This is a genomic window from Sphingomonas anseongensis (genome assembly GCF_023516495.1).
Lineage (GTDB): Bacteria > Pseudomonadota > Alphaproteobacteria > Sphingomonadales > Sphingomonadaceae > Sphingomicrobium > Sphingomicrobium anseongensis.
Genome location: NZ_JAMGBC010000001.1, coordinates 1740820 through 1767019, shown reverse-complemented (window position 1 = coordinate 1767019; position 26200 = coordinate 1740820). Strand labels below are relative to the sequence as shown.

Annotated in this window: 22 protein-coding genes; 8 read left to right on the top strand and 14 right to left on the bottom strand. The window is 65.8% G+C overall.

What is annotated here, in order from left to right:
• Positions 1–104: 104 nt before the first annotated feature.
• From LZ519_RS09100 to LZ519_RS09080, 5 genes are all read right to left on the bottom strand, one after another.
• The gene (locus tag LZ519_RS09100; protein ID WP_249868361.1) at positions 105–290 is read right to left on the bottom strand and encodes a PspC domain-containing protein; all 186 of its coding nucleotides are present in this window, start codon (positions 288–290) and stop codon (positions 105–107) included.
• Between the two features lie 281 nt (positions 291–571).
• On the bottom strand, positions 572–2383 hold the full coding sequence (locus tag LZ519_RS09095; RefSeq protein WP_249868360.1) for a tetratricopeptide repeat-containing sulfotransferase family protein: 1812 nt from the start codon (positions 2381–2383) through the stop codon (positions 572–574).
• On the bottom strand, positions 2380–4026 hold the full coding sequence (locus tag LZ519_RS09090) for a sulfotransferase family protein (RefSeq protein ID WP_249868359.1): 1647 nt from the start codon (positions 4024–4026) through the stop codon (positions 2380–2382). The genes LZ519_RS09095 and LZ519_RS09090 overlap by 4 nt, the downstream gene beginning before the upstream one ends.
• Positions 4027–4062: 36 nt before the next feature.
• Entirely contained in the window at positions 4063–4926 is an 864-nt protein-coding gene (locus tag LZ519_RS09085) for an SDR family oxidoreductase (RefSeq protein ID WP_249868358.1), read from the bottom strand.
• Entirely contained in the window at positions 4926–5180 is a 255-nt protein-coding gene (locus LZ519_RS09080) for a hypothetical protein (RefSeq protein WP_249868357.1), read from the bottom strand. Before LZ519_RS09080 ends, LZ519_RS09085 begins: the two co-directional genes overlap by 1 nt.
• Positions 5181–5304: 124 nt before the next feature.
• Between LZ519_RS09080 and LZ519_RS09075 the strand changes: the two genes are divergently transcribed.
• The 4 genes from LZ519_RS09075 (at position 5305) to LZ519_RS09060 (ending at position 11710) form a co-directional block, all read left to right on the top strand.
• Positions 5305–7122, top strand: coding sequence for an ABCB family ABC transporter ATP-binding protein/permease (locus LZ519_RS09075; protein ID WP_249868356.1), 1818 nt, complete (start codon positions 5305–5307; stop codon positions 7120–7122).
• Positions 7123–7201: 79 nt separating this feature from the next.
• Positions 7202–8968 carry a DNA helicase RecQ gene (gene recQ, locus LZ519_RS09070; protein WP_249868355.1) on the top strand — a complete coding sequence of 589 codons (1767 nt, stop codon included), beginning with the start codon at positions 7202–7204 and terminating at the stop codon, positions 8966–8968.
• A 103-nt stretch (positions 8969–9071) separates the two neighbouring features.
• Complete coding sequence (locus LZ519_RS09065) at positions 9072–11309, top strand: M3 family metallopeptidase (RefSeq protein WP_249868354.1); 2238 nt, start codon at positions 9072–9074, stop codon at positions 11307–11309.
• On the top strand, positions 11306–11710 hold the full coding sequence (locus LZ519_RS09060) for a protein tyrosine phosphatase family protein (RefSeq protein WP_249868353.1): 405 nt from the start codon (positions 11306–11308) through the stop codon (positions 11708–11710). The genes LZ519_RS09065 and LZ519_RS09060 overlap by 4 nt, the downstream gene beginning before the upstream one ends.
• Here the strand turns inward: LZ519_RS09060 and LZ519_RS09055 are convergent.
• The 6 genes from LZ519_RS09055 to LZ519_RS09030 all read right to left on the bottom strand — a co-directional run bounded on the left by LZ519_RS09055 (position 11707) and on the right by LZ519_RS09030 (position 15271).
• Positions 11707–11916, bottom strand: a complete 210-nt coding sequence (locus LZ519_RS09055; RefSeq protein WP_249868352.1) for a putative signal transducing protein — start codon at positions 11914–11916, stop codon at positions 11707–11709. The genes LZ519_RS09060 and LZ519_RS09055 overlap by 4 nt on opposite strands.
• The gene (locus LZ519_RS09050; protein ID WP_249868351.1) at positions 11913–12455 is read right to left on the bottom strand and encodes a DUF924 family protein; all 543 of its coding nucleotides are present in this window, start codon (positions 12453–12455) and stop codon (positions 11913–11915) included. The genes LZ519_RS09055 and LZ519_RS09050 overlap by 4 nt, the downstream gene beginning before the upstream one ends.
• Positions 12452–13864, bottom strand: a complete 1413-nt coding sequence (gene tldD, locus LZ519_RS09045; protein WP_249868350.1) for a metalloprotease TldD — start codon at positions 13862–13864, stop codon at positions 12452–12454. The genes LZ519_RS09050 and tldD overlap by 4 nt, the downstream gene beginning before the upstream one ends.
• Positions 13861–14058 carry a zinc-finger domain-containing protein gene (locus tag LZ519_RS09040; RefSeq protein ID WP_249868349.1) on the bottom strand — a complete coding sequence of 66 codons (198 nt, stop codon included), beginning with the start codon at positions 14056–14058 and terminating at the stop codon, positions 13861–13863. The genes tldD and LZ519_RS09040 overlap by 4 nt, the downstream gene beginning before the upstream one ends.
• A gap of 51 nt (positions 14059–14109) precedes the next feature.
• Entirely contained in the window at positions 14110–14625 is a 516-nt protein-coding gene (locus LZ519_RS09035) for a DUF4402 domain-containing protein (RefSeq protein WP_249868348.1), read from the bottom strand.
• 121 nt (positions 14626–14746) lie between these two features.
• Positions 14747–15271 (bottom strand): DUF4402 domain-containing protein, encoded by a 525-nt coding sequence (locus tag LZ519_RS09030; protein WP_249868347.1) that lies wholly within the window; start codon positions 15269–15271, stop codon positions 14747–14749.
• A gap of 112 nt (positions 15272–15383) precedes the next feature.
• On the opposite strand from LZ519_RS09030, the gene LZ519_RS09025 reads away from it, so the two are divergent.
• Positions 15384–16307, top strand: a complete 924-nt coding sequence (locus LZ519_RS09025) for an ABC transporter ATP-binding protein (RefSeq protein ID WP_249868346.1) — start codon at positions 15384–15386, stop codon at positions 16305–16307.
• Positions 16304–17884 carry an L-aspartate oxidase gene (gene nadB, locus LZ519_RS09020; RefSeq protein ID WP_249868345.1) on the top strand — a complete coding sequence of 527 codons (1581 nt, stop codon included), beginning with the start codon at positions 16304–16306 and terminating at the stop codon, positions 17882–17884. The genes LZ519_RS09025 and nadB overlap by 4 nt, the downstream gene beginning before the upstream one ends.
• A 24-nt stretch (positions 17885–17908) precedes the next feature.
• Here the strand turns inward: nadB and LZ519_RS09015 are convergent, their stop codons facing one another.
• Together LZ519_RS09015 and LZ519_RS09010 are read right to left on the bottom strand one after the other, a co-directional pair.
• Positions 17909–18910, bottom strand: coding sequence for a L,D-transpeptidase family protein (locus tag LZ519_RS09015; RefSeq protein WP_249868344.1), 1002 nt, complete (start codon positions 18908–18910; stop codon positions 17909–17911).
• Positions 18911–18999: 89 nt separating this feature from the next.
• A complete protein-coding gene (locus tag LZ519_RS09010; protein ID WP_249868343.1) occupies positions 19000–19956 on the bottom strand; it encodes a 2OG-Fe(II) oxygenase in 957 nt (318 codons plus the stop codon).
• An 82-nt stretch (positions 19957–20038) separates the two neighbouring features.
• On the opposite strand from LZ519_RS09010, the gene polA reads away from it, so the two are divergent.
• Both polA and LZ519_RS09000 read left to right on the top strand, forming a co-directional pair.
• On the top strand, positions 20039–22843 hold the full coding sequence (gene polA, locus LZ519_RS09005; RefSeq protein WP_249868342.1) for a DNA polymerase I: 2805 nt from the start codon (positions 20039–20041) through the stop codon (positions 22841–22843).
• Complete coding sequence (locus tag LZ519_RS09000; RefSeq protein WP_249868341.1) at positions 22840–24381, top strand: lipopolysaccharide biosynthesis protein; 1542 nt, start codon at positions 22840–22842, stop codon at positions 24379–24381. Before polA ends, LZ519_RS09000 begins: the two co-directional genes overlap by 4 nt.
• 219 nt (positions 24382–24600) lie before the next feature.
• On the opposite strand, the gene purH is transcribed toward LZ519_RS09000, so the two are convergent.
• Positions 24601–26193, bottom strand: coding sequence for a bifunctional phosphoribosylaminoimidazolecarboxamide formyltransferase/IMP cyclohydrolase (purH, locus tag LZ519_RS08995; protein ID WP_249868340.1), 1593 nt, complete (start codon positions 26191–26193; stop codon positions 24601–24603).
• Between the last annotated feature and the right edge of the window lie 7 nt (positions 26194–26200).

Here is a 26200-nt window from a genome sequence, read left to right as displayed (position 1 = left end):
GGAGTGAGGCCGCTAGCCGATTGCGGCTGCCGGCAACAGATGGCGATGGCTCGGAAAGGTTCCCGCGGACTTGGGTCCGCGTGTTGGGTTGGCGGCCTCCGGCTTTAGCGCTCGGCGGCCACCAGCCCGGTAATGACGTAGAGGAAGATCACGACTGGCCCGGTGAGGAGCAGCGCGGCGACGAGGCCCAGGCGGACGATCAGGGGATCGATGCCGGTATAATCGGCGATCCCGGCGCCGACGCCCATCACCTTTGCTTCGCGGCGGTTGACTATGAATCGGTTGGTCAATTCGTCCTCCGGTTCAGGCGATGAGCGACGTTGCCGAGCTGACTGCCAGCAAGGCGGTGATGAAAGCGGCTGCGAAGGCCGTGGCGGTTTCGCGGCTGGGCGAGAAAGTTGCGAACATTGTCTGGTCCCTTTTTCTACTAGCTGGACCCAGTGTTGGGCCACGAACCCATCAATGCACGGACCGTGCCAAATCGCATTTTCCTAATGAAATCAGTGGTGGCCGGGTTGCGGACTTGTCATTTGGCGGCATTGGTCGCCGTGACTTGGCGTGATTTCCCAAGTCAGTCGCTATATCCAAGCCGTTCCGCCCAAGGCAGCAGAACCGGCAGCGCCGGCTCCATCTGCTTTGCATAGCGCTTCCATCTTCCACTCGGACGAGTGCTGATCGGTTCGGTCACCTGGTCGTAGGTAGGAGTTGCGATCGTCCCCCGCTCCTTCGCGGTCCGCCGGTGATCCAGGATCCGGTCGTCCCAGTCGAGGCCGAGGAATTTTACGAGCGGGCGAAGCACGGCTTCGGGGTCGCGCACCATCTCCTCATAGACAACCGTGTGGACGTTGAGGTCGAGCGCCTGGCGGGCGGCCGTCCAGATGCTCATCATCGCATCATAATAATCGGCGGCATCCTCGATGCTCGAGAAGTTGACCACACCGATCGGCTGCATGAACCCGCTTAGAACCACGTCACACGGGTGCCTCTGGGCGAAGATCAGCGGAGATCGCGGAAACAGCGCCTCGATGACCGGCGCGGCCGCCATGTCGAGCGGGAACTTGTCGACGACGAGCCCGGCGAAATCATCCGCGACATGCTCGGCCAGGGCATCGAAATAGGTCTTTCGCGCCTTTCGAAGCAGCTTCATCGAAGCGTCGGGCAGGCCGATGCTTCCGCCAATGACATCCGCGGCGCGGCCGACGAGTTGCTTCTCCTCAAGCACCTCGACCTCCGGATGGCCCATCAGGAAGGTGTCGAGCAGGGTCGTCCCCGACCGTGGGAAGCCCAACAGGAAAGTCAGCCGCCTGGGCACCAGGTCCTCGAGCCGCGGCACGGTCGAAGACCATTCGCGCGTGATCAGCCGCGCAAGGTCATGGAGATCGGCCCGGTAGCTCGCGGCCTTGCGGTTCCATTCCTCGCGGCCGCTGGAGCCGACCGCCTGTTCCACCGCGGCCTGGTTCATCGCGACCGCTGCGTCGAACGCCTCGGCGGAATTCCCCAGGGCGTCGGCAATCTTGGCATGAAGGGCATGCCAGCGCAGCGGCTCGTCCTTCGGATCGGATGCGAGAAGCAAGGCGTGGGCACTTTCGAGGTCGCCTTCGCGCCTTGCGATCAGCGCACGCAGATAGTTGAGCCGCTCGCCCGCCACCCCGGCCGCGGTCGCTTCGGCGACGAGCTTCGCAAGCGCGTCGAGCCGGTTGGTGCGCTCCAGCGCGACGCCGAGAAGATGGACGGTCGCCGGATCGGCGGGATCCAGCTCGTAGGCGCGGCGGTAGGCCTGCTCCGCCTCGTCGAAGCGAAGCTGGCCCTGATACGCTCGCCCTGCTTCGATCAGCGCGGCAGAAGCGGCAGTTCGGACTGCAGGCTCGGACGGGTTGAGCCGCGAGGACTCGCTCAACGCTTCGGCAGCATCGACCCAGCGGCCCTGTGCAGCAAGCGCATTGCCGAGGTTGGCGAGCGCCCGCCAGTCGGTGGGCGAAGCGGTCGCGATCCGGCCCCAGCAAATCGAAGCCGCAGCTCGGTCGCCAGCCGCTTCGCCCGCTTCTCCGCGAACCTGCCAAAGCGCCATGGTCGCCGGCGAGGTAATCGGCGGCGGTTCCGGCATTGCCAGCACTTCACGCGCTCGGCCCGAATCCACCAACGCGCGGGCAAGCATTACCTGGAAGCCTGTGTTCGCCGGCTCGGCTTCCGCCGCCGCCTGCAGGTGGCGAACGCCTTCGGCGGGATTGCCCAGCCGGCAATGGATGAGGCCGAGCATATGCTGCCAGGCAGGCGAGGAGTCCCGTTCCACCGCCTTTTCTGCAAGCTCACGCGCCCGGGCGAGATCGCCGCGCTGGAATGCCTGCAGCGCCTCGGGAAAGTCGGCCGACGGGGCAGCACTCACTTCGGATATCCCAGCCGCTCGGCCCAGGAGAGCAGAATCGGAAGCGCCCGCTCCAGCTGCTTTTCGTAGCGGCGCCAGCGGCCGCTCGCCCGATCGTTGAGCGGCTGGACAACCTGGTCGTAGCTGGGCGTGCTGATTGCGCCGCGCGCTTTTGCTGTTGCCCGGTGGTCGAGCAATTCCTCGTTCCAGTCGAGGCCGAGGAAGTCGACGAGCGGGCGAAGGGCAGCCTTCGGATCGGCGATCAGTTCCTCGTAGACGAGCGTGTGAACCTTGACCGGAAGCGTCTCGCGGCAGCGGGTCCAGAGCGTCAGAGCGGCATCATAGAAGTCGGCAGAGTCGCCGATGTCGAGGAAACAGGCCATCGAAGCATTGAGCGCAAAACCCTGCATGAAGCAGCTGAGCACGCAATCGCATGGATGGCGCTGGGCGAAGACGATCGGCGAGTCCGGGAAGACCGCGCGGATGAACGGTACGGCCAGAAGGTTGAGCGGAAGCTTGTCGATCACGAGCCCGTCGAATCCCGGATCGACGTGCTTATCCAGCTCGGCGAAATAAGCATCGCGTGCCTTCGCCAGCTGATCGGGCGAGCGATCGGGGAGCTCGGCAATGTTGCCGAGAACCCACTCGATCGCGTGGATCAGCGGCACTTCTTCCAGCACCGCTACCTTCGGATGCCCCACCAGGAAGGTGTCGAGCAGGGTCGTGCCCGACCGTGGGAACCCGACGAGGAAGGCCGGGCTTTGCCTGCCCGCCGATTCGATCGTCTGGATTCTCGCCGCCCATTCGGGAGTGACGTTGTCCGCAATGCTCCGCAGCCTTCCCAGATGTGAGCGGCACCGCTCGCGCCAGCCCGCAAAATCGTTGGAAGAGCGATTCATCGCTTCGGCTTCGGCGAAAGCGGTTTCGCTATCGCCTTGAGCGTCGGCGATCCGGGCCATCAGCCAGTGCCAGCGTACCGGGTCCTCGTCGGGCCTGTCGGCGAGGAGAAGCCGTTTCGCCTCGGGCGCATCGCCATCCCTCAATGCGACGGCGGCCGCTGGATAGCCCAGCTGTCCCCGCTCGATGCCGAGGACCTCCGCCTCGCCGATCAGGTTGCGCAATTCGTCGAGGCGGTTCGTGCGCTCGAGCAGGCGCCCGAGCTCGCGGAGAAGATTGAGGTCGGGCTTGCCCGACGCAGTTGCAATCCGGATGAGGCCGCCGCGGTCTCCGGCCAGGCCTTTCCCAGTGGCCACGCGTGCCGCGGCGTCGAGTTGCCGGTCCGACTCCTCATGCCTTCCAAGATCGGCGAGGAGACGGGCAAGGAGCAGGTTGTTGATTGGGTCTGCAGGCGCTGCTTGGACCCACAGCTTGAGCTCGTCGGCGCCTTCGTCGTGACGGCCTGCCTGGGCGAGCGCCGAGGCGGCGGCCTGACGAAGCAAAGGCTCGGCGGGGTTCAGATCGGCCGCGCGCCTCAACGCTTTCGCGCACTCGGGCCACCGCCCAAGCGCCGCGAGCGCTCCACCGTAATTGCTCCACACCCTCCAGTCGCCGGAGCCAGCCAAGCACAACTGGCCCCATGCTTCCGCTGCAGCGGCCCTGTCGCCGGCTGCTTCGGCCGCTTCGGCGCGCGCAAGAGCTTGGGATAAGGCGGGGGCGGGGGTCATGCCCGCGCTATCGGCGGGCAAGCGCCTGCCGGTCAACTAGCTCGACGTCGACTCGCCGCCGTCGGGGTGGAGCACCTGGCCGGTCATGTAGCTGGCGTCATCGCAGGCGAGGAAGAGGAACGACGGCGCCACCTCGTTCGGCTGGCCGGGTCGGCCCATCGGCGAATCCTTGCCGAAATCCTTGACGTCCTCCGGCGGCTGGCCGCCGAACGGGTTGAGCGGGGTCCAGATCGGGCCGGGTGCGACGGCGTTCACGCGAATGCCGTCCTTCACCAGATTCTTCGCAAGAGAGCGGGTGAAAGCGGTGATCGCGCCCTTGGTCGAGCTGTAGTCGAGCAGATCGGGCGATCCCTTGTACATCGTCACGGACGTGCAGTTGATGATCGCAGCACCCTTCTTCAGGTGCGGCCGAGCCGCCTGCGTCATGAAGAACATTCCGAAGATGTTCGTCTGGAAGGTTCGGCGGAGCTGCTCTTCGGTGATGTCGCGAACGTCTTTGTCCGGATGCTGCTCGCCGGCATTGTTGACGAGTATGTCGAGCCTCCCGAACGCGTCGATCGTCTGCTGCACCGCCTGTTCGCAGAATTCCTTGCTTCCGATATCGCCTGCGATCGTGATCGCGCGGCGGCCTTCGCCCTCGACGATCTCCCTGGTCTTCTCCGCATCCTCATGTTCGCACAGGTAGAGGATCGCGACGTCAGCGCCTTCGCGGGCGAACAAAGCGGCGACTGCGCGTCCGATTCCGCTGTCTGCACCGGTGATGATCGCAACCTTGTCCTGAAGCCGGCCCGAGCCCTTGTAGCGTGGCTGCCATTCCGGCTTGGGCTCCAGCTTCGCTTCGCTTCCGGGCAGCTGGTCTTCGTGAATCTGCGGGACGAGGACGTCGGTATCGTCGGCCATCAGCCTCTCCGTGTGGGCACCGCCGGCGGAGGATCGCGGTCACGTTCGGCGGAGGCCGCTCGCGGCGCCTCGCGGCGGCATTCGGCGACCAGGCTCGGAAAATCGAAATTGTTATGCTCGAGCAGAGCGCCGGGCGCGGCCGCGGAGCACGCTGCTTCGCTTTCGTAGCGCGTGGGAACGGTCATGACCGGCGTGCAGTCGACGGAACCGTCCGCGCAGCCAAGGATCGCAATCAGGAAGTACGCCGCCGCCATAGGATTTACCCGCTCTGGTGAACGGCCTGACAACCGCTGAAAAAACGTGCGGTTCCAAACATTTCACCGGAAGGCATGAGCTGCGCGTTTGCCGCTCGCCATGGGGATGCCTACGTAGGGCGCCATGGTAGAAGCGGGCATACATAAGGTCGAGCGCGGGGGCTTCGCTCCGCTCCTCCGCTTCCTTCCGATGCTTTGGCCCAAGGGTGAGGTCGAGCTCAAGGCCCGGGTCATCGCCGCGGTCCTGCTGGTGCTTGCCGGCAAGGGCGCCGTTCTGGTCATGCCGTTCGCCTACAAGGCGGTGATCGACCGCATGTCGAACGCGGGCACAGCCGCTGCCTTCGCGGTCGTGGCGGCGTTGGTCCTTGCTTATGCCGGCGCACGCTTCGCCGGAGTCCTTTCCGACAATTTGCGCAACGCGGTGTTCGAGAAGGTCGGGCAGGACGCGGCCCGTCGCCTCGCCGGCCAGGTGTTCCGGCACATCCACTCGCTGTCGCTGCGCTTTCACCTGGAGCGGCGGACGGGATCGCTGACCAAGGTCGTCGAGCGGGGCACCAAGAGCATCGACATGATGCTCTACTTCCTGCTGTTCAACATCGGACCGACGCTGATCGAGCTGACGGCGATCTGCATCATCTTCTTCTTCAAGTTCGGCGGCGGGCTGGTCGCCGCGACGCTTGCGATAGTCGCGATCTATATCGCCTTCACCCGCCGGGTGACCGACTGGCGAACCAAGCTCCAGCGCGAAATGAACGAAGTCGACAACCGCGCCATCGGCCGCGCCGTGGACTCGCTCCTGAACTACGAGACGGTCAAATATTTCGGAGCCGAGGAGCGGGAGGCCCGCCGTTACGACGAGGCGATCGGCCAGTTCGCGCGCGCAACCGTGCGCAACGAGGTTTCGCTCGCCTGGCTGAACATCGGCCAGTCGCTGATCACCAATGCGATGATGGCCGGGGCGATGATTTTCACCGTCTGGGGCTGGAGCCAGGGCCGCTTCACGCCCGGCGACGTGGTCTTGGTGAACAGCCTTCTGATGCAGCTGTTCCGACCGCTCGACATGCTCGGCTGGGTGTACCGCACCGTGCGGCAGGGGCTGATCGACATGGAAGCGATGTTCAACCTGCTCGACACTCCGGCCGAGGTCGTCGATTCCCCGGACGCCAAGCCCTTGCAGGTCAGCGGGGGGCATGTCCGGTTCGAGGACGTGCAGTTCGGCTACGAGCCATCGCGCAAGATCCTAAAAGGCCTGAGCTTCGATGCGCCGCCAGGGACGCGGCTTGCGATCGTCGGCCCGTCGGGCGCCGGCAAGTCGACCGTTGCCCGGCTCCTCTACCGATTCTACGATCCCACCGGCGGGCGGATCTGCATCGACGGGCAGGACATCGCCCACGTCACCCAGGCGAGCCTTCGCGATTCCATCGGCATCGTCCCGCAGGATACCGTGCTGTTCAACGACACGATCGGGTACAACATCGCCTACGGAGCGGAGGGCGCGACCCCCGCGGACGTCGAGGCAGCCGCCGAGGGTGCAGCGATCGACCGGTTCATCGCCGTGCTTCCCGAGAGGTATGAATCGATGGTCGGCGAGCGGGGGCTCAAGCTTTCGGGCGGCGAGAAGCAGCGCGTCGCGATCGCCCGGACGTTGCTCAAGAACCCGCCGATCCTGATCCTGGACGAAGCGACCAGCGCTCTCGACAGCAAGACCGAGGATGCGATCCTCGCGACCCTCGACCGGCTCGCCCGCAACCGCACCAGCATCACTATTGCGCACAGGCTGTCGACGGTCGTCAACTCCGACATCATCCTCGTTCTGGACGAGGGGCGCGTGGCGGAGAGCGGGACTCACGACGAGTTGCTGGCGCGCGATGGGCTGTACGCGGACATGTGGTACCGCCAGGCGGCGGAGCGGCTCGAGGAAGCGGCCGAGGCGGCGGAATAACTAGCGGCGAGGGTTTACGCCGCGTCTCCACTGCTGCAGCGTCGCACGCGCTCGGTCAGTCGAATTTGCGGGAGTCGGCGTGACCGGCAGTAGCCACGAAGTTCTGAAATCGGTGTTCGGATTCCACGACTTCCGCGGAGTCCAGGAGCAGGTGGTGGACCGCGTCCTCGCCGGCCGTCACTCGCTTGCGGTGATGCCGACGGGAGCTGGCAAGTCGCTCTGCTACCAGCTGCCCGCGCTCCTTCGCCAGGGCACCGGACTGGTGATCTCGCCGCTGATCGCGCTGATGCACGACCAGATCCGTTCGGCCGACGCGCTGGGCATCAGGGCAGCATCGCTGACGTCCGCCGACGGCGGCCGAGCGGAGACCGAGAATCGGCTGCGCGCAGGCGGGCTCGACCTGCTTTACGTAGCGCCGGAGCGGGCGACGACGGGTGCGTTTCGCCGTCTGATAGCAGAGATTCCGCTGGCGCTGATCGCGATCGACGAAGCGCATTGCGTCAGCGAATGGGGGCACGATTTCCGACCGGACTACCGCCAGCTTCGAAGCATCCTCGACGAGCGCTCCGACGTGCCGAGGCTGGCGCTGACGGCGACCGCCGATGCTCGGACCAGAAGCGACATCCTCGCGCAGCTTGGGATTCCGGACGACGGGCTGATCGTGGCGGGCTTCGACCGGCCGAACATCCGGTATCACGTCGAGCCTCGCAACGGCGTGGCCGCACAGCTCAAGGCCCTGCTGGCCAGCCAGGAGGGTGCGGGGATCGTCTACGCTCCGAGCCGGGACAAGGCCGAGCGGATTGCCGAAAGCCTGTCGACGGCGAGGCGCCCGGCGCTTCCCTACCATGCGGGGCTCGATCCATCCGTACGCGCCGGCAACCAGGCGGCGTTCGTCCAGTCGGAGAACATGGTCATCGCCGCCACGGTTGCCTTCGGAATGGGCATCGACAAGCCCGACGTGCGCTTCGTCGCCCATGCGGGCGTGCCCAAATCTATCGAGGCTTATTACCAGGAGACGGGCCGCGCCGGCCGCGACGGCGAGCCTGCCGAGGCCTGGCTGTTTTGGTCGGCAAGCGACTTCGCCACCGCAAGAAAGCGGATCGAAACCGAGGTCGAGCCCGAGCGGCGGCAGGGCGAGCGCGAGCGGCTCAACGCTCTGGCGGCGCTGGTCGAGACCCCCAATTGCCGCCGCGTCATTCTGCTTCGCCACTTCGGCGAATCGCCGCCCGAACGCTGTGGCAATTGCGACAATTGCCTGAACCCGCCGACGACCGTCGATGCGACCGAAGCGGCACGCAAGCTCCTGTCCGCGGTGTTTCGAACCGAAATGCGGTTCGGGGCGGGGCACCTGATCGAAGTTCTTGCCGGCAACGACAATGAGAAGGTGCGCCGCTTCGGACACCATCGGTTGTCGGTGTTCGGGATCGCAACGCAGGACGAGCTCGCGCTTATGCAGCCGGTGGCGCGCGCCCTTGTCGCCCGCGATGCGCTTCGAGCCGACCCTTATGGTGGCCTTTCCTTCGGACCGTCGGCGCGCGCGATCCTGAAAGGCGAGGCGACCCTGGAAATCGCCTTGCCGCCGCCCCGCAAGCGCCGCTCGAGAGGGCGGCGGAGCGAGGGACCGAAAGATCCTTTGTTCGAGCGTCTTCGCGAAGCGCGCCGGGCGCTGGCCGCGGAGGCCGGGGTCCCCGCCTACGTCGTTTTCCACGATTCCACGCTTCGCGAGATTGCCGCGGCCAAGCCGAAGTCGCTCGCCGATTTGTCGACGGTCAACGGGGTCGGCGAAAGCAAGCTTCGCCGCTTCGGAGCGGCGATGCTCGAGGCGGTGCTAACTCACCAGGCCTAGCCTAAAGTCGTCGCGCCATAGATTTCCGGCGCAATACCGGCCATTCAGCCTTGCGAAACGACCCGAGTCTCAACCGGAATCGAATGCCAACGAAGGATAGTCCATGCTCCGCACGCTTCTTCTGACCACCGCAGCCACCGCACTGATTGTCAGCCCGGCCTTCGCGGCACCTGCGAAGACCGCCGCTTCGTCGACGGCGCTTCCGGCGTCCAATCCGTTCGCCAAGCCGAGCACGCTCTACCTTCAGACCCCCGACTTCTCCAAGATCAAGGACAGCGATTACCTGCCCGCGCTGATGGCCGGGATGGCCGCGCAGAAGCGCGAGGTGGCGCAGATCGCCAACAACCCGGCGCCGCCCACCTTCAACAACACGCTGGTTCCGCTCGAGCGGTCCGGGCAGCTGCTGGAGCGCGCGGCGCTCGCCTTCTTCGCGGTCAGCGGGGCGAACACCAACGACACGCTCCAGGATATCGAGACCAAGACCTCCCCGCTTCTCGCGGCGCACAACGACTATATCTATCTCAACCGTCCGCTCTTCGCCCGTGTGAAGACCCTCCACGACAACCAGGCTAGCCTGAACCTCAACCCCGAGCAGGCGAAGCTCCTCGACGTCTATTACAAGCAGTTCATCAAGGCCGGCGCCCAGCTGTCGCCGGAGAAGCAGACCCAGCTCAAGCAGATGAACGAGCGGCTGAGCACGCTTTCGACCGAGTTCAGCCAGACGCTGCTTGCAGCGACCAAGGCCGGCGCGGTCCACGTTACCGACAAGGCGGCGCTCGCCGGAATGTCCGAAGCCGAGATCGCGGCCGCTGCCCAGGCGGCGAAGGACCGCAAGCTCGACGGCTACGTTCTCCCGCTTCAGAACACGACCCGGCAGCCCGCAGCGACCTCGCTGTCCAGCCACGCGACCCGCCAGGCCTTGTTCGACGCGAGCATCAACCGGGCCGAGCACGGCGACAAGAACGACACCCGCAACCTGGTCAGCGAGCTTGCCCAGCTCCGCGCCCAGAAGGCGGCGCTTCTCGGTTTCGACAATTATGCGAACTACACTTTGTCGGACCAGATGGCGAAGGATCGCGCGACGGCGCTCGGCTTCCTCACCCGGCTCGCTCCGGCGACCGCGGCCAAGCAGAGGCAGGAGTGGGCGGACATCGTGGCGCTGGCCAAGTCGCAGGGCGCCGACTTCACTCCGACGGCTGCGGACTGGAACCATTACGCCGAGCAGATCCGCAAGCAGCGCTACGACCTCAACCAGGACGAGCTGAAGCCATATTTCGAGATCCACAAGGTTCTCAACGACGGCGTCTTCTTTGCCGCGAACCAGCTCTACGGGATCACGTTCAAGGAGCGGAAAGACCTTCCGACCTGGAATCCGGACATGATGACCTATGAGGTCTTCGACTCCGACGGGAAGTCGATGGCGCTGATGTATTTCGATTACTGGAAGCGCGACAACAAGGGCGGCGGCGCCTGGATGTCCAACCTGGTCAACCAGTCGTACCTGCGCGGCACGAAGCCGGTGATCTACAACGTCGCCAACTTCACCAAGCCCGCGCCCGGACAGCCGGCGCTGATCAGCTGGGACGACGTGACGACCATGTTCCACGAGTTCGGCCATGCTCTCCACGGCTTGTTCGCAGCGGAGACCTATCCGACGCTTTCGGGAACCAACGTCGCCCGGGACTTCGTCGAGTTCCCGTCGCAGTTCAACGAGCATTGGGCGCTCGATCCGAAGGTGCTCCCGCACTACGCCGTCCACTACCAGACCGGGCAGACGATCCCCCAGGCGCTGGTCGACAAGATCAAGCGTTCGCGCACCTTCAACCAGGGCTTCGACAATGGCGAAGTCCTGGAGGCGGCGCGGCTCGACCTCGATTGGCACTCGCTCGGGGCGGACGCTCCCAGGCAGGATGTCGACAAGTTCGAGGCCCAGGCGCTTGCCGCCAGCGGATACGACACGGCACACGTGCCGCCCCGCTACCGAACGAGCTATTTCGCCCACATCTGGGGCGGGGGCTATGCGGCCGGCTATTACGCCTACCCGTGGACCCGGATGCTCGCAGAGGATGCGGCCCAGTGGTTCGAGAGCCACGGCGGCCTGACCCGCGAGAACGGTCAGCGCTTCCGCGACATGGTGCTGTCGCGCGGCAACACGCTCGACCTCGCGGAAATGTATCGCGGGTTCACCGGGCGCGATCCGGACATCCAGCCCTACCTCGAATATTACGGGCTGACGGCCGGCTCGGAAGCGCCTCCGGCGGCGATGCCGGCCGCACAACCCGCACCTGCTCCTGCTCCTGCGCCGACGCCGGAGCCGGCGACGCAGCCCGAGCGGGGATGATCCGCGAGCTCGACGACAGGACCCTGGTCAGCGGGCAGATCAATCCCGCTGACCTTCCTGCGCTGAAGGCGTCGGGTGTGACGATGATCGTTTGCAACCGCCCGGACGGAGAGGATCCCGGCCAGCCGTCCGCGGCCGAAATCGAAAGCGCCGCCGAGCAGCACGGACTGCAGTTCCGGCATGTCCCGATCATCCGCGGAATCGGTCCTGCCGACGTCCAGTCGATGCAGGAGGCGATGGACGCCGCCGAGGGCAAGCTGCTCGCATATTGCCGCTCGGGCAATCGCTCCGCACTCACCTGGGCGGTGGCTCGGCGAGGCCAAGGTGCAAGCGTCGAGGAAATCGAGCGGGCGGTTTCCGGCGCCGGCTTCGACCTCTCGCCGGTCGCCCACCTGCTCTAGGGCTGGTACTCCTCCAGCAGCCGCCGGGCCTCGTCCAGATCCTCCTCCAGAACCATGACGCGAGTGCCCACCAGAGCGCCTTCCGAATAGCCGGCACTTTGCGTGTCGAACACGACCGCTTCCACGCCGTGGCTTCCCAGAAAGAGGCGGAATAGCTCGGCCTGGTAAGGCCAGTTGAACCGTCCTGCTACGGCGAGCCCGCTCACCAGGGCACGACGTCGCCGACTGCGATCTCGTCAGCCCTGGGCCTGCGTCCGAGCATTGCATTGCGGTGCGGGAAGCGGCCGAAGCGGGCGATGACGTCGCGGTGCTTCTTCGCATAATCCAGCTGTTCGCAGTCGCCGAGCGCCGTAAACAGCAGGATCGCCCGGTCCTGGTCCTCGAGCTTTTCGCTGTGCTGGAACGGCATGTAGAGGAAGCCGCGCTCCGCCGGCTCCAGCTGCTCGTCAAGTTGCCGTTCGATGGCGCCCCTGGCGATGGCAATCGCCAGCGGATCGGTGGCGAATTGCTCGGCGTGGCCGCGGAACATGTTGCGCGGGAACTGGTCGAACAGGATGACCCCCGCCAGCGCCGTCAGCGGATCGTCGAGGAAGCAGTGGGCGGGGAGCTGCCGCTTGTCTTTCCACAGGTCGAGGAACCGCTCGCGGACCTGCTCGTCGAGCTCGGGCGGGCCGCGCCACCATTGCTCCTTGGACAAGCCGAACCAGAATTTGAGAACGTCGGAGCGCCAGCCGCCAGCGCTCACGCGGCGGTTCCGCCCACCGTAAGCCCGTCCACCAGGAGCGAGGGCTGTCCGACTCCGGCGGGCACCGATTGGCCGCCCTTGCCGCAAACGCCGATTCCTTCGTCGAGCGCGAAGTCGTTGCCGATGCCCTTGATGCGCGTCAGCACCGTCGGCCCGTCCCCGATCAGGGTTGCGCCCTTGACGGGCTCGGCGACCTTGCCGTTGCGTATCCGATAGGCCTCGGTGCAGCTGAAGACGAACTTGCCGCTGGTGATGTCGACTTGCCCGCCGCCGAAGCTGGTCGCGTAAATGCCATCCTTTACGCGGCTTAGCAGCTCGCCCGGATCGTCGTTGCCGGCGAGCATGAAGGTGTTGGTCATCCGCGGCATCGGCGCGTGGGCGAAGCTTTCGCGGCGGCCGCTGCCCGTCGGCTCCATTCCCATCAGCCGGGCATTGAGCCGGTCCTGCAGATAGCCCTTCAGGATGCCGTCCTCGATCAGGACGTTGCGGCGGGTCGGCGTGCCTTCGTCGTCGATCGTCAGCGATCCGCGAAGCTGCTCCATCGCCCCGTCGTCGACCACGGTCACTCCGGGGGCCGCCACGCGGTCCCCGATTCGGCCGCTGAAGGCGGACGTTCCCTTGCGGTTGAAGTCGCCTTCGAGCCCGTGGCCGATCGCCTCATGGAGGAGAACGCCGCACCAGCCGGAGCCGAGAACGACCGGCATTTCGCCCGCGGGCGCAGCAACCGACCCGAGGTTGGTCAGCGCCTGCCGCAAGGCTTCGTCGATGCAGCGGTTCCACACTGCCGGATCCAACAGATTGTCGTAAAGGTGCCGGCCGCCGAGGCCGAACATGCCGGTTTCGCGCCGGTCGCCGTCGGCGGTGACGATCTGCACCATCAGCTGCACCAAAGGCCGAACGTCGGAAACGGCAAAGCCGTCGGCCCGAAGGATTTCGATGACCCGCCAGCTGCCTCTCAGCGCGACGCTGACCTGCGCCACGCGCGGGTCGCGGGCACGGGCCGCGGCGTCGATCTGCTGACAAAGCGCGACCTTGTCGGCGAACGGCACCTCGGTCAGCGGGTTGTCCGAGCCGTACATCGCCTGGTTGGTCCGCTGCGGCGGAGGCGCCGGAGCTCCTTTGGCCGGGTCGAGCAGCCGAAGTGTAGCGGCCGCCCGGTCGATGGCGGCCGCGCTGATCTCGTTGGCGTGGGCGAAGGCGGTGGTTTCCCCGGTAACCCCGCGAAGGCCGAAGCCGGAAGCGCTGTCGTAACTTGCTGTCTTCAGCCGCCCGTCGTCGAAGCCGAACGCCTCGCTGACGCTATGTTCGAGGAACAGCTCGCCGTCGTCGCAGGGGGAAAGGTGGCGGGCCGCAAGCTTGCGGGCCTCGTCGGGATCGAGTGTCCGGTAGAGGAGGTTGCGGGGGTTCACTTGGGCGTGTCCGCCGGCCCCCCCTTGAGGATGAAGCGGCGGTCGCAATAGCCGCATTCCACGAATCCCACCGCCGGATCCATGCGCAGGTACACGCGCGGGTGTCCCAGCTCGGGCGAGACCGCTCCGGACCCGTCGCATATGACCTGGAGCGTCGGGACCTTGAAAGTTTCAGGTGGCGGAGGTGCTGTCATTTCCTCCGCCACTTAAGGTCGACCGCCAGCCGCGACAAGCGGCTGTGTGGGCTACTGGTAGTTGGCGGTGACGTCGAACTGCCCGGTGTAGATGCCGGCGACCTGGTTCGGATTGATCATTATCGTGCCGCCGACGCCGAGGAAGAAGGCGCGGGTGACCGGATCGATCGTCCGGATCGCCGGGCCGTCCATCGTGAGGCCGAGGACGTCGATCGTGTTGCCGCTGCCATCGTCGAGTTGGGCGGGCGGGTTCATCGTGATGATGACCTGCTGACTGGGCGAGCCGGCGCCCGCAAATCGGGCCCTGAATCCCGCATCGCTGGGAACTCCGGTCACTCCGCCGATCATCGTGCGATTGCCCGTAGTTGCATTGATGACGACCGCGCCCGAGACGGCGGACGGCACTATTGCGCCGAAATCCAGGTCCTGGATCTTCGTCAGGGTGAGCGGGACGAGGATGAGCGCCTTGCCGTCCGCCTGGACGGCAGGCGTCGCAGCGGCTGCAGGGGCGGCGGTGAAGGCGGTTGCGGCGAGGCTGGCCACGCAGATCAGCTTGAGAATGCGCACCGAGGCTTCCTTTCGCGCATGAGTAAGGTTGCGCAGAAATTAGGCTCGGCCCTGTCACCGGCGATTGAAGAGGAAGGGTGCCCGAAAATTTAACCGTGCATGCAAACCATGGCGGGCAAGATCAGGGGTAGTGCACCGTCACGTCGAACGTCCCGACATAGGTGCCCCCGGCCTGGTTGGCGGCAACGATGAGCTGCCCGCCGACGTGGAATTCGAACGCCTGGTTGACACCCACTTTTCGGTTGCTCGGCCCATCGAGCGTCCAGTTCGTGACGGTCATCGTCTCCGTTCCGCCAACACGCGTCAAAGTGACCGGCACTTTCGGAATCCGGATCTGGTAGGGCGCGTTGCGCGATCCCGCACCGACAAAGGCCGCCGCCGAAGGCGCCGTCCCGATCGGGAGAGCGGTTACTCCACCCGTCGTCGTCACTGCCCCGGTCACTGCATTGATTGTCGCAGTCCCGGCCACCGGCGACGTGGCGAGGGTACCGAAGTCCATGTTGGTTTTCTTGAGGAGCGACAGCGGCCTCAGCACGATCGCACCGGCATCGGCCTGCGCGGCCGGAGTGGCGGCGAGCAGCGGCGCCGGCGCCGCGAGGAGCAGCGCCGCCGAAGCGGTCGTGATCGGATAGCCTAGCCGTTTCATCTGGGCGGCCGTTTACGGAGTTAACATCAAGATCACCCTGCCGCGTAGGGTTAAGGCGGCATTTACCCCCGCCCGCTTTCTTACCGGCGGTACGGCGGCTATGCGGCAACCCATGGCCGGACCCGAAGCAGCAATCCGAATCGAAACGCTTTCCAAGGTCTATTCGGGCGGAAAACTGGCGCTCGACGCGGTCAGCTTCGACGTTCCCCGGGGCCAGATCTTCGGCCTGCTCGGACCCAACGGCGCCGGCAAGTCGACTTTGATCAACATCCTTGCCGGCCTGGTAACGAAAACCAGCGGAAAGGCGGTGATCTGGGGCTTCGACATCGACGAGCATCCGCGCAACTCGAAACGATCGATCGGAGTCGTCCCGCAGGAGATCATCTTCGACCCCTTCTTCACCCCGCGCGAGACGCTGGAGATCCAGGCCGGCCTGTACGGGATCGCGCCCTCGCAGCGCCGCAGCGACGAACTGCTCGCGGCGATGCACCTGAGCGACAAGGCCAATGCTTATGCCCGAACCCTGTCGGGCGGGATGAAGCGGCGGCTCCTGGTCGCCAAGGCAATGGTCCATTCGCCGCCGATCCTGGTCCTCGACGAGCCGACCGCGGGGGTCGACGTCGAGCTTCGCCGCCAGCTGTGGGACTATGTCCGATCGCTCAACAGGCAGGGCGTGACGGTGGTCCTGACGACCCATTACCTCGAGGAAGCCGAGGAGCTGTGCGACCGCATCGCGATCATCAATCACGGCAAGGTGATCGCCAACGAGCCGACCCGCGACCTGGTCGCCAAGGCACAGGAAAAAGCGGTGGTCGTGACCATCGACCGCGACCTCGACGCGGTGCCCACCAACACGTGCTTCGACAATATCGTGCTGATCGATGAGCGGACGCTGGAGATCACCTACCAGAAGGACAAGGTGAACGCGGGGCAGGTGCTCGGGGCGCTGACCGCCGACGGGCTTGGAATCGTCGACGTGTCGACCCGCGATCCGGACCTGGAGGACGTGTTCCTGAGCCTGGTGGCCGAGGGGTGAGCAGTGATTTCGACGTTCTGATCGTCGGGTCCGGCGCCGCCGGGCTGACCGCGGCCTTGAACCTCGCGCCCGGCCTCAAGGTCGGCGTCATCGCCAAGGGCGGGGTCGGCGAAGGCGCGACCAACTGGGCGCAGGGCGGGATCGCCGCTGTGCTGGAGGAAGGCGACACGTTCGAGGCACACGTCAACGACACGATGATCGCCGGCGCAGGGCTGAACGACCGCGAAGTGGTGGAATTCGTCGTCGGCGAGGCTCCGGCCGCGATCGCCCGTCTCGCCGAGCTGGGAGTGCCCTTCGAGACCGAAGGGAACGAGCTTCACCTTACCCGCGAGGGCGGCCACAGCCACCGGCGGATCGTCCATGTCGCCGACGCTACCGGACGGGCGATCCAGCAGGCGCTGGAGGCCGCCGCGGCAAAGCAGCCCAACATCACGCTCGTGCCCGACATGGTGGCGATCGACCTCATCACCGGGCGGCACGCGACGGATTTTTCCACCAGCGGCGCCGTCCACGGCCTCTACGCCTACAGTCGCAAGAAGAAGAAGGTGGAGACTCTTCGAAGCCGCGCGACGATCCTGGCGAGCGGCGGGGCGGGCCGCGCCTATCTCTTCTCCACCGCTCCGCGCGGAGCGACCGGCGACGGGATCGCAATGGCGTGGCGCGCCGGCTGCCGCGTCTCGAACATGGAATTTATGCAGTTCCACCCGACCTGCCTGTACAATCTGGAGGTCAAGAACTTCCTGATCACAGAGGCGGTTCGCGGCGAGGGCGGACTTTTGGTCAACCCGAAGACCGGGCACCGGTTCATGCCCGATTATGACGAGCGGGCGGAGCTTGCGCCGCGCGACATCGTCGCCCGGGCGATCGACAACGAGATCAAACGCGACGGGCTGGACTTCGTCCACCTCGACATCTCCCACCGCGAGCCGGAGTTCGTGATCGGCCATTTCCCGACCATCCACGAGAAGCTGCTGGGGCTCGGGATCGACATGACGAAGGAGCCGATCCCGGTGGTCCCTGCCCAGCATTACACCTGCGGCGGAGTGCTTGTGGACCGGCACGGCTGCACGGACGCGCCGGGCTTGTACGCGGCGGGCGAGGTCACTCAGTCGGGGCTTCACGGAGCCAACCGGCTGGCGTCCAACAGCCTCCTCGAATGCCTTGTGTTCGGCGAAGCTGCGGCGAAGCACATCCTCGCCAGCTGGGACTCCCTTCCCGAAGTTCCGACGATCCGCGCCTGGGACGAAAGCCGCGTCACCGACAGCGACGAGGAAGTCGTCATCGCCCAGACCTGGGGCGAGATCCGCCGCTTCATGTGGAATTACGTGGGCATTGTCCGGACCAGCAAGAGGCTCGAACGTGCCAAGCACCGGATCGACCTGCTGCGGCGAGAAGTCGCCGACTATTACAAGCATTTCCGGGTGACCCCGGATTTGATCGAGCTTCGCAACCTCGTTGAGGTCGCGGACCTCATCATTCGGTCGGCCTTAAGCCGCCACGAGAGCCGCGGCCTTCACTACACGCTGGACTATCCGAAGATGCTGGCCGAACCGAAGGACACCGTGCTCGTTCCTTAGTCCGGTATCGACTGTCGAAGATCCTTACTGCGTCTTTCCGTCATCGGCTTCCATGACGGTTGCCTGGGGCCCTGTCGAAACCGAATTTACGCTGGCCTGGGTGACAAGCACCGTCGTTCCCGGCGCGATCACCGAGCGCATCCCGGCGACGAATGCCGCCGGCAGGTGCATCTGCTCGACCCGCTCGGTACTGATGACCTCTGCGGGCTGGCCCAGGAGATCGGAAACGCCGACCTGGATCCATTGCTGGTCCTTGCCGCCGGTGAAGGTCATCACCTGGGATTCCGTTGTCTGCTGCTGGACGTTGGCATGGGCCCGGCCGATCTCCACTCCGTTTCGAAGGACGACAACCTGTTGGTCGCCGGTGGATATGATGATCGACACCGGACCCGTCGGCGAGGCAGCGGGGTTCCAGGTGAAAGTCCCAGTCGGGGTGAGCGGCGTCGCGGGTGGCGGCGTAACCCCGGCCAGGGCCGGCGCGAGAACTCCAGCCGCAGGCCGCTTAACCGGGTCGGCGTGTCCCCCCGCAATGACCACCGTCCCGCCCATTGGCGTGACCGCGAACAGCTTCTTCGCAAACTCCATCGGCAGGCGGACGCAGCCATGGCTCGCCGGGAAACCGGGGAGGTTGCCCGCGTGCATCGCAACGCCCTTCCAGGTCAGCCGCTGCTGGTAGGGCATCGGCGCATCATCGTAGGTGCGCGAGCGGTGGTCCTTGTCCTTTTCGAGGATCGTGAACACGCCGGTAGGGGTCTCGTAGCCATCCTTGCCCGACGAGATGGTCGAAACGGCAATGCGGACCCCGTTGCGGTAGACGGTCGCAAGCTGCCGGCCGAGGTCGACGTACACCAGCACCGGACCGTCGCGCGCGATCTCCGGCTTCCACACCCACTGTCCCGGCTTGAGCTTCTCCGCCTGCTTTGCGAGCTCCAGCTGCGCGGATTGCAAGGCGGATTGCGCGTTCGCCGTGGAAGGCGGCGCCAGGACCAGCAACGCACCGCCAACGAGTGTCCACAGTTTGGCCATGATCAGGTCGCCTCCCCGATGCCCGAATATAGCGTCGCTTTCGCTGCCGAGACAGCCCGACCGCCGGTCTCGTTGCGCGCAGAACGCCGCTACCCCCGATCGTACGGGTCGTGCGGTCCGTGGCGGATCCAGCGGGTGGCGATCCATTTCTCGCCTGCAGTGACCGGCTCGCCCGCGTGGAGCATTCGCGGGTCCGGTTGCTGATCCCCGCCGCTGTTGCGGAAGACGAGAAGGTCTCCGGCGTCGGGACGAAGCGAAAGATCGAGCTTCGGAAAGGTCGTGGCTCCTCCTTCGAAGCCGTCGTTGAGATAGGCGATCGCCGTCCATTCGCGCTGGTTCTTCAGGCCCGGAAGCGCGTCCATGTGCGGCCGGTACTGTTGCCCCGGCGTGTAGCGCATCACGTACAGCGCTTCCGAATTGCCGGTCCGAGTACCGGTCGCAGCGGCGATGCGCCGGTTGATCGCCTGCACCACCAGGTCTTCTTCGTGCGGGAGGAAGGCAGCGCCGTGCGAGGTCCGGATCGGGTCGGGCCGGCCGATTCCGGTCCGCCCGTCATCGACGTACGAGGGCTTTAGCAGTGGCTCGGCGCGCTCCATCAAATAGGCGCATTCGCTCGGCGACAGGAGCGCGCGAACGATTTCGATATGAGGGTCGGCCGAGACCTGCTCGCTGGCCGAATCAGCGGCGGAATCCTCGCTTCGCAGCAAGGGGAGCATCGCGAGCTGGGCTGACGCGATCGCATCCGTTGCCGCCGCCCGCTTCAGAAGCTCCAGCGCTTTTTGCGCGTCAGGCTCGCACCCGGCGCCGTTGGCGGTGAGGTGGGCGAGGACTCGGGCGGCTTCCGGCTTTCCCTTGTCAGCCGCGCTTTCGAGCAGCCGGCATGCCGCGCTCAAATCGCGCGGGCGGTCGCTGGCGTAGAGCAGCCAGTGAGCGAGGATGAATCCCCCTTCGGGATCGCCGGCTTCTGCCGCGGTTTCGATGAGCCGAACCCCGTCCTGCGGCCGGCCGGCGCGGGCGAGAGCAGTGGCCTGGGCGAACAGATCCATGGCTCTGCGGTAACGCTTTGGGTGCGCCGATCAATTCCGGTCAGTAGATTCCCCGACGAACATTGCTAAACCCGCGCCTCCAATGGCTGACGGCAATCACCTCTATCTCGTCGACGGGTCGAGCTACATCTTCCGGGCGTATCACCGGCTGCCGCCGCTCACGAACCGGCACGGCCAGCCGGCCGGCGCGGTCTATGGCTATACGACGATGCTGTGGAAGCTCGCCGACAGCTTGAACAAGGCTGACGGGCCGACCCACATGGCGGTCATTCTCGACGCTTCGGAACACACGTTCCGGAACGAGATGTACGACAAATACAAGGCCCACCGTCCGCCGCCGCCCGAGGACCTCGTCCCGCAATTCCCGCTGATCCGCGTCGCCACCCGCGCCTTCTCGATCCCGTGCATCGAGGAAGCGGGGCTGGAGGCCGATGACATCATCGCCTGCTACGTCCACGAGGCGAAACGCGCCGGCTGGAAAGTGACCATCGTCAGCTCCGACAAGGACCTGATGCAGCTGGTAGAGGACGGCAAGGTCGACATGCTCGACACGATGAACGACCGGCGGATCGACAGCGCCTATGTGCGCGAGAAGTTCGGCGTCGGGCCGACCGAGCTGGGCGACGTATTGGCGCTGATGGGCGACAAGGTCGACAACATCCCCGGAGTTGCGGGAATCGGCCCGAAGACCGCGTCCCAGCTGATCGCCGAATATGGTTCGCTCGAAGCGGTGCTGGCCAATGCGGAGAACATCACCAAGCCCAAGCTGAGGCAGTCGCTGATCGACTATGCCGACGACGCGCGGCTGTCGCGCAAGCTGGTCGAGCTGGTCTGCGATGCGGCGCTTCCGCAGCCGATCGAGGAGCTTGCGCTCACCGGCATTCCCAAGGAGCCGCTGCAGGAGTTCCTGGAGGAGCAGGGTTTCAAGGCGCTGTTGAACCGGCTCACCGGAGACGGCGGCCCGACATCCGGCCGGAGCAGCAGCGGCGGCGGGCTCGACCTTGCCGCAGCGTCGATCGCCTCGACTCCCGCGCGGCCCGCGGAGCCCGAGGCGATCAGCGTCGACCGGTCGAAATATGAAACGGTGACTGACGAGGAGTCGCTTGACCGCTGGATCGCGGAAGCCACCGCGCTGGGCCGGGTCGCGGTCGACACGGAGACTGACTGCATCGACTGCATCATCGCCCGCCTCGCGGGCATCAGCCTGGCGACCGAGCCCAACCGCGCCTGCTACATCCCCGTCGGACATAGTGGAGCCGACCTCTATTCGGACGCTCCCAACCAGCTTCCGATGGCACTGGTGCTTGAGAAGCTGAAGGTGCTGATGGAGGATTCGGCGGTCCTAAAGATCGGCCACAATTTCAAGTACGACTGGGTGATGTTCGACAAGGCGGGGATCGACACCGATCCGGTCGACGACACGATGGTGATGAGCTTCGACCTCGACGCCGGACTTCACGGCCACGGGCTCGACGAGCTCGCGAAGCTGCACTTCGAGCATGAGTGCATTCCGTTCAAGCAGCTGTGCGGGACCGGCAAGAGCCAGATCACCTTCGACAAGGTGCCGCTCAAGGAAGCGACCGAATATGCGGCCGAGGACGCGGACATCACGCTTCGGCTTTGGCAGCGGCTAAAGCCGCGGCTGGCCGCCGACAATGTCGCCCGGGTGTACGACCGGGTCGACCGGCCGCTGGTGCCTGTGATCAGCCGGATGGAGCGGCGCGGGGTGAAGGTCGATCGCGATTATCTCGCAAAGCTCAGCCGCGAATTCTCGGAAGAGATCGTCAAGCTCGAGGAACGGATTTACGAAAGCGCCTGCGGACCCTTCACGATCGGATCGCCGCAGCAGCTGGGTGAGGTGCTCTACGGCAGGCTCGGGCTCAAGGGCGACCGCAAGGGCAAGAGCGGCCAATATTCGACCGACGTCAACGAGCTAGAGCGGCTCGCGGGCGAAGGGATCGAATGCGCCCGGCTGGTGCTCGACTGGCGGCAGCTTTCGAAGCTCAAGTCCACCTACACCGACGCCCTGCAGGCGCAGATCAACCCGGAGACGGGACGGGTCCATACCAGCTTCTCGCTGGCTGGAGCGCAGACCGGACGGCTCGCCTCCAACGACCCCAATCTGCAGAACATTCCCATTCGCACCGAGATCGGCCGCAAGATCCGCGACGCCTTCGTCGCGGAGCCCGGCAATGTGCTGATGAGCGCCGACTATAGCCAGATCGAGCTTCGGCTGGCGGCGCACATGGCCGACGTTCCGCAGCTGAAGACGGCCTTTCGCGACGGCGCGGACATCCACAACATGACCGCGGAAGAGCTGTTCGGATCGGCCGACCGCGATAACCGCAACAAGGCCAAGACCGTAAACTTCGCGATCCTCTACGGCATTTCTTCCTGGGGGCTCGCGGAGCGCCTCGGAATCTCCAAGGAGGAAGGCAAATTCATCATCGACCGCTATTTCGAGCGGTTTCCGGGCATCCGGACCTATATCGAGCAGACGCTCCAGTTCGCCCGCGAGAACGGGTTCACCCGCACCCTGTTCGGCCGGAAAACTCATTTCCCCAACATCCGCGCCGGCAATCCGTCACATCGCGGCGGCGCCGAGCGGGCGGCGGTCAACGCCCCGATCCAGGGCACCAGCGCCGACCTCATCAAGCGGGCGATGGCGCGCATGGACCGGGCGCTCGACGATGCCGGGCTGGAGGGCGTGAAGATGCTCCTGCAGGTCCATGACGAGTTGGTGTTCGAAGTCCCCGAAGGGCGCGAGGAGGAGGCCGCCGCGGTCGTTCGCGAGGTCATGTCCTCGGCCGCAGAGCCGGCGCTGAAGCTCGACGTTCCGCTCGACGTCGAGGTCGGCTGGGGCGAGCATTGGGGCGCGGCCCATTGAGTGAGCCGGAACCGCAGGCCAACGCGCCCACCGCCGATTTGGCGGCGCTCGCGCGCGGCGGGCGAATCAACTTCATGGGATTCGTATTGCGGCTGGCTGCGCGGCTGCCGTTCCTGTTCATCGCTGGCCGGATGTACGGAGCCGCCGCTCTCGGGCGCTTCGCCTACGCGATTCTGATCGTCGAATTCGCCGCGCAGCTCGCGACCCTCGGCCTCAAGCGCGGGCTCGCACAGCAGCTCGCCCACACCGACAAGCCGCATCCCTGCGTCGCCTGGGATGCGCTGGTCGTCGCCCTCCTCGGCTCGCTGCTGATGATCGGCATCCTCGTCGTCTTTCCCGAGGCGATGTATCCCAACAGCCCGATCGCCGGGCTCGACCGGCTGCTGCCGATCACGATAATCGCGCTGGCCTGGTCGGACATCATGCTCGCCGCACTCGCTTACCGGCACGACGTCGGAGCGACGGTCCGGGCGCGCGCAATCGTCGAGCCGTGGACGATCAGCATCGCGGCGCTGGTGCTCGCTTTCCTCGACAAGCGCGACGGCCTGATCATCGCCTACGTGATGTCGATGATCGGCGCGCTGCTCGCCTCGGCAGTGCCATTCCTCAAGAGCTACGGCCTGCCGCACGACTGGCGGCCGGAGCCCGGAACACTGTGGCGGATGGCACGAAAGAACATCCCCGTCGCCGCCGCGGACGCGGTCGAATGGGGGTCGCGCCGGGTCGACATCGCGGTGCTCGGGCTGTTCTTCTCCCCCGCAATCGTCGGCGTCTATTATGTCGCCCAGCAGGTCGCGTCCCTGCCTTCGAAGCTCAAGACGAGCTTCGACCCGATTCTCGGTCCCGTGATCGCCCAGAACCTGCAGGCCGGAAACAAGCAGGCGGTTGCCCGGCAGGTCCGGCAGGTCGGCTTCTGGGTCATCGCAGCGCAGACGGGCGTCGCGCTGGCGCTCGGAATTCCGGGCGAAGGGGTGATGGGCCTGGTCGGGCCCAACTTCGTTTCCGGAACTGCAGCGCTCGGCTTCCTGCTGACCGCCGAGGTCGTCGCCGCGATGGCCGCGGTGAGCGAGGCCGCGCTCATTTACATCGCGAGCCACCGCAACATGTGGATCAGCCTCAGCATGATCGTTCTCGAGGCGGCGCTCGCGGTCGCCCTCATCCTGATCATGCGAAAGCTGGAATTTGCAGTCATGTGGCAGGCAACCGGCCCTGCGATCGCTCTGCTGCTATCGCTGGCTTATGCGGCGATCGCCAAATCGCGGCTTCTGTGCAGGCTGCTCGACGCCCCCGTGTCCGGCTGGCGCTGGCCTCTGGTGTGGGCGGCAGGCGCAGCCGTGGTCGTCGGCCAGGTCGCGATCCTGATGCCCGAATGGGCGGAGCTGGTGTTCGGCATACCGGTGATCCTGGTCGCTTTCGGCGCGGTGCTTTGGACCAAGGGATTCGGGCCGGAGGACCGCGAGCTGTTCCGCATGAGCAAGCGCGACATCGCCGAGCTCAGCCTTCCAGACCCGAGTACGGGAGGCGATGTCCCGCGCTGACGGCGGCGGCAAGCAACGCGAAAGACTAATCGGAGATCCGGCACTTCGAGGGGGGAGGGCCGCCGACGCACCGGATCATCCGATGCGGTCCGACATCACGCGCCTTTGCCAAGGCTCAGTCGCGCCAGAGGGGCCCGGTCCGCCCAGCCAAAGTGGCCGAGTCCGGCTGGCTTTACAACCCCGCTCGCCCGACGCCCGTGCTTCCTTGGGGCCGAAGCCTCAGTGCCGGAAATGTCTCATGCCCGTGAACAGCATTGCCAGCCCGGCCTCGTCGGCGGCGGCGATCACTTCCTCGTCGCGGATTGACCCGCCGGGCTGGATCACAGCCGTCGCTCCGGCTTCGGCCGCTGACAGAAGGCCGTCCGCGAAGGGGAAGAAGGCGTCGGAGGCGACAGCCGAGCCGACCGTACGAGCTTCCGGCCAGCCGGCGGCTTCAGCGGCCTCGCGTGCCCGGATCGCCGCGATGCGCGCGCTGTCACGTCGATTCATCTGGCCGGCGCCGACACCCGCGGTGACTCCGTCCCTGGCATAGACGATCGCGTTGGACTTCACGTGCTTGGCCACGGTCCAGGCGAACAGGCAGTCCTGCAGCTCCTGCTCCGTCGGCTGGCGCTTCGTCACGCATTTGAGCTGGTCGCGGGTGATCGTTCCGTTGTCGCGGTCCTGGACCAGCATGCCTCCGGCGATGATCGCGAGCGACTGGCCGGGCCTGGCCGGATCGGGAAGCTCGCCGGTCAGGAGCAGCCGAAGGTTCTTCTTCTTGGCGAAGATCGCGCGGGCGTCCTCGTCGGCATCCGGGGCGACGACCACCTCGGTGAAGATCTGGGTGATGGCTTCGGCGGTCGCCGCGTCGAGCGGCCGGTTGGTGGCGACTATGCCGCCGAACGCCGAGACGCTGTCGCACGCGAGCGCCTCGCCCCACGCATCGATCAACGACGAGCGGGTGGCGACGCCGCACGGGTTGGCGTGCTTGACGATGACGACGGTCGGTTCGCCAGAGCGGAATTCCGAGACCAGCTCAAGGGCCGCATTGGCGTCGTTGAGATTGTTGTAGCTGAGCTCCTTGCCCTGGACCTGCTCGGCCTGGGCGACTCCGCGCGCGTGCGGTCCCGCGGGAATGTAGAGCGCCGCCTTCTGATGCGGGTTCTCGCCGTAGCGGAGCTCCATTTTCAGCTTCGAAGAAAATGTCCAGCTTTGGGGCCAGCGCTGCCCCTGGTCGCCAAACGCGAACCATTGCGAGATCATCGAATCATAGGCGGCGGTCAGCGCGTAGGCCTTGGCCGCCATCCGCTTGCGGAACGCGAGGGAGGTCGCGCCGTCGTTGGATTCCAGTTCGGCAATTAACTCGTCATAGTCCGCCGGATCGGTGACGATGGTGACGAACGCATGGTTCTTGGCCGCCGAGCGCACCATCGACGGGCCGCCAATGTCGATATTCTCGATGATCTCGTTGCGAGGCGCGCCGCGCATCAAGGTGGCTTCGAACGGATAGAGATTGACGACGACGAGGTCGATCGGAGCGATGTCGTGCTCCTGCATCGCAGCCTTGTGCTCGTCGTTGTCACGGACGCCGAGGAGGCCCCCATGGACCTTTGGATGGAGCGTCTTGACCCGCCCGTCCATCATCTCGGGGAAGCCGGTGAGCTCGCTGATGTCGCGCACCGTTCCGCCGCTTTCGCGAAGCTTCGCCGCCGTCCCGCCGGTCGAAACCAGCTCCACACCGCGCTTCGAGAGCGATGAAGCAAGGACATCGAGCCCGGACTTGTCGGAAACGGAAATGAGCGCCCTCCGGACGGGCACGAGGTCGGTCACATATCTC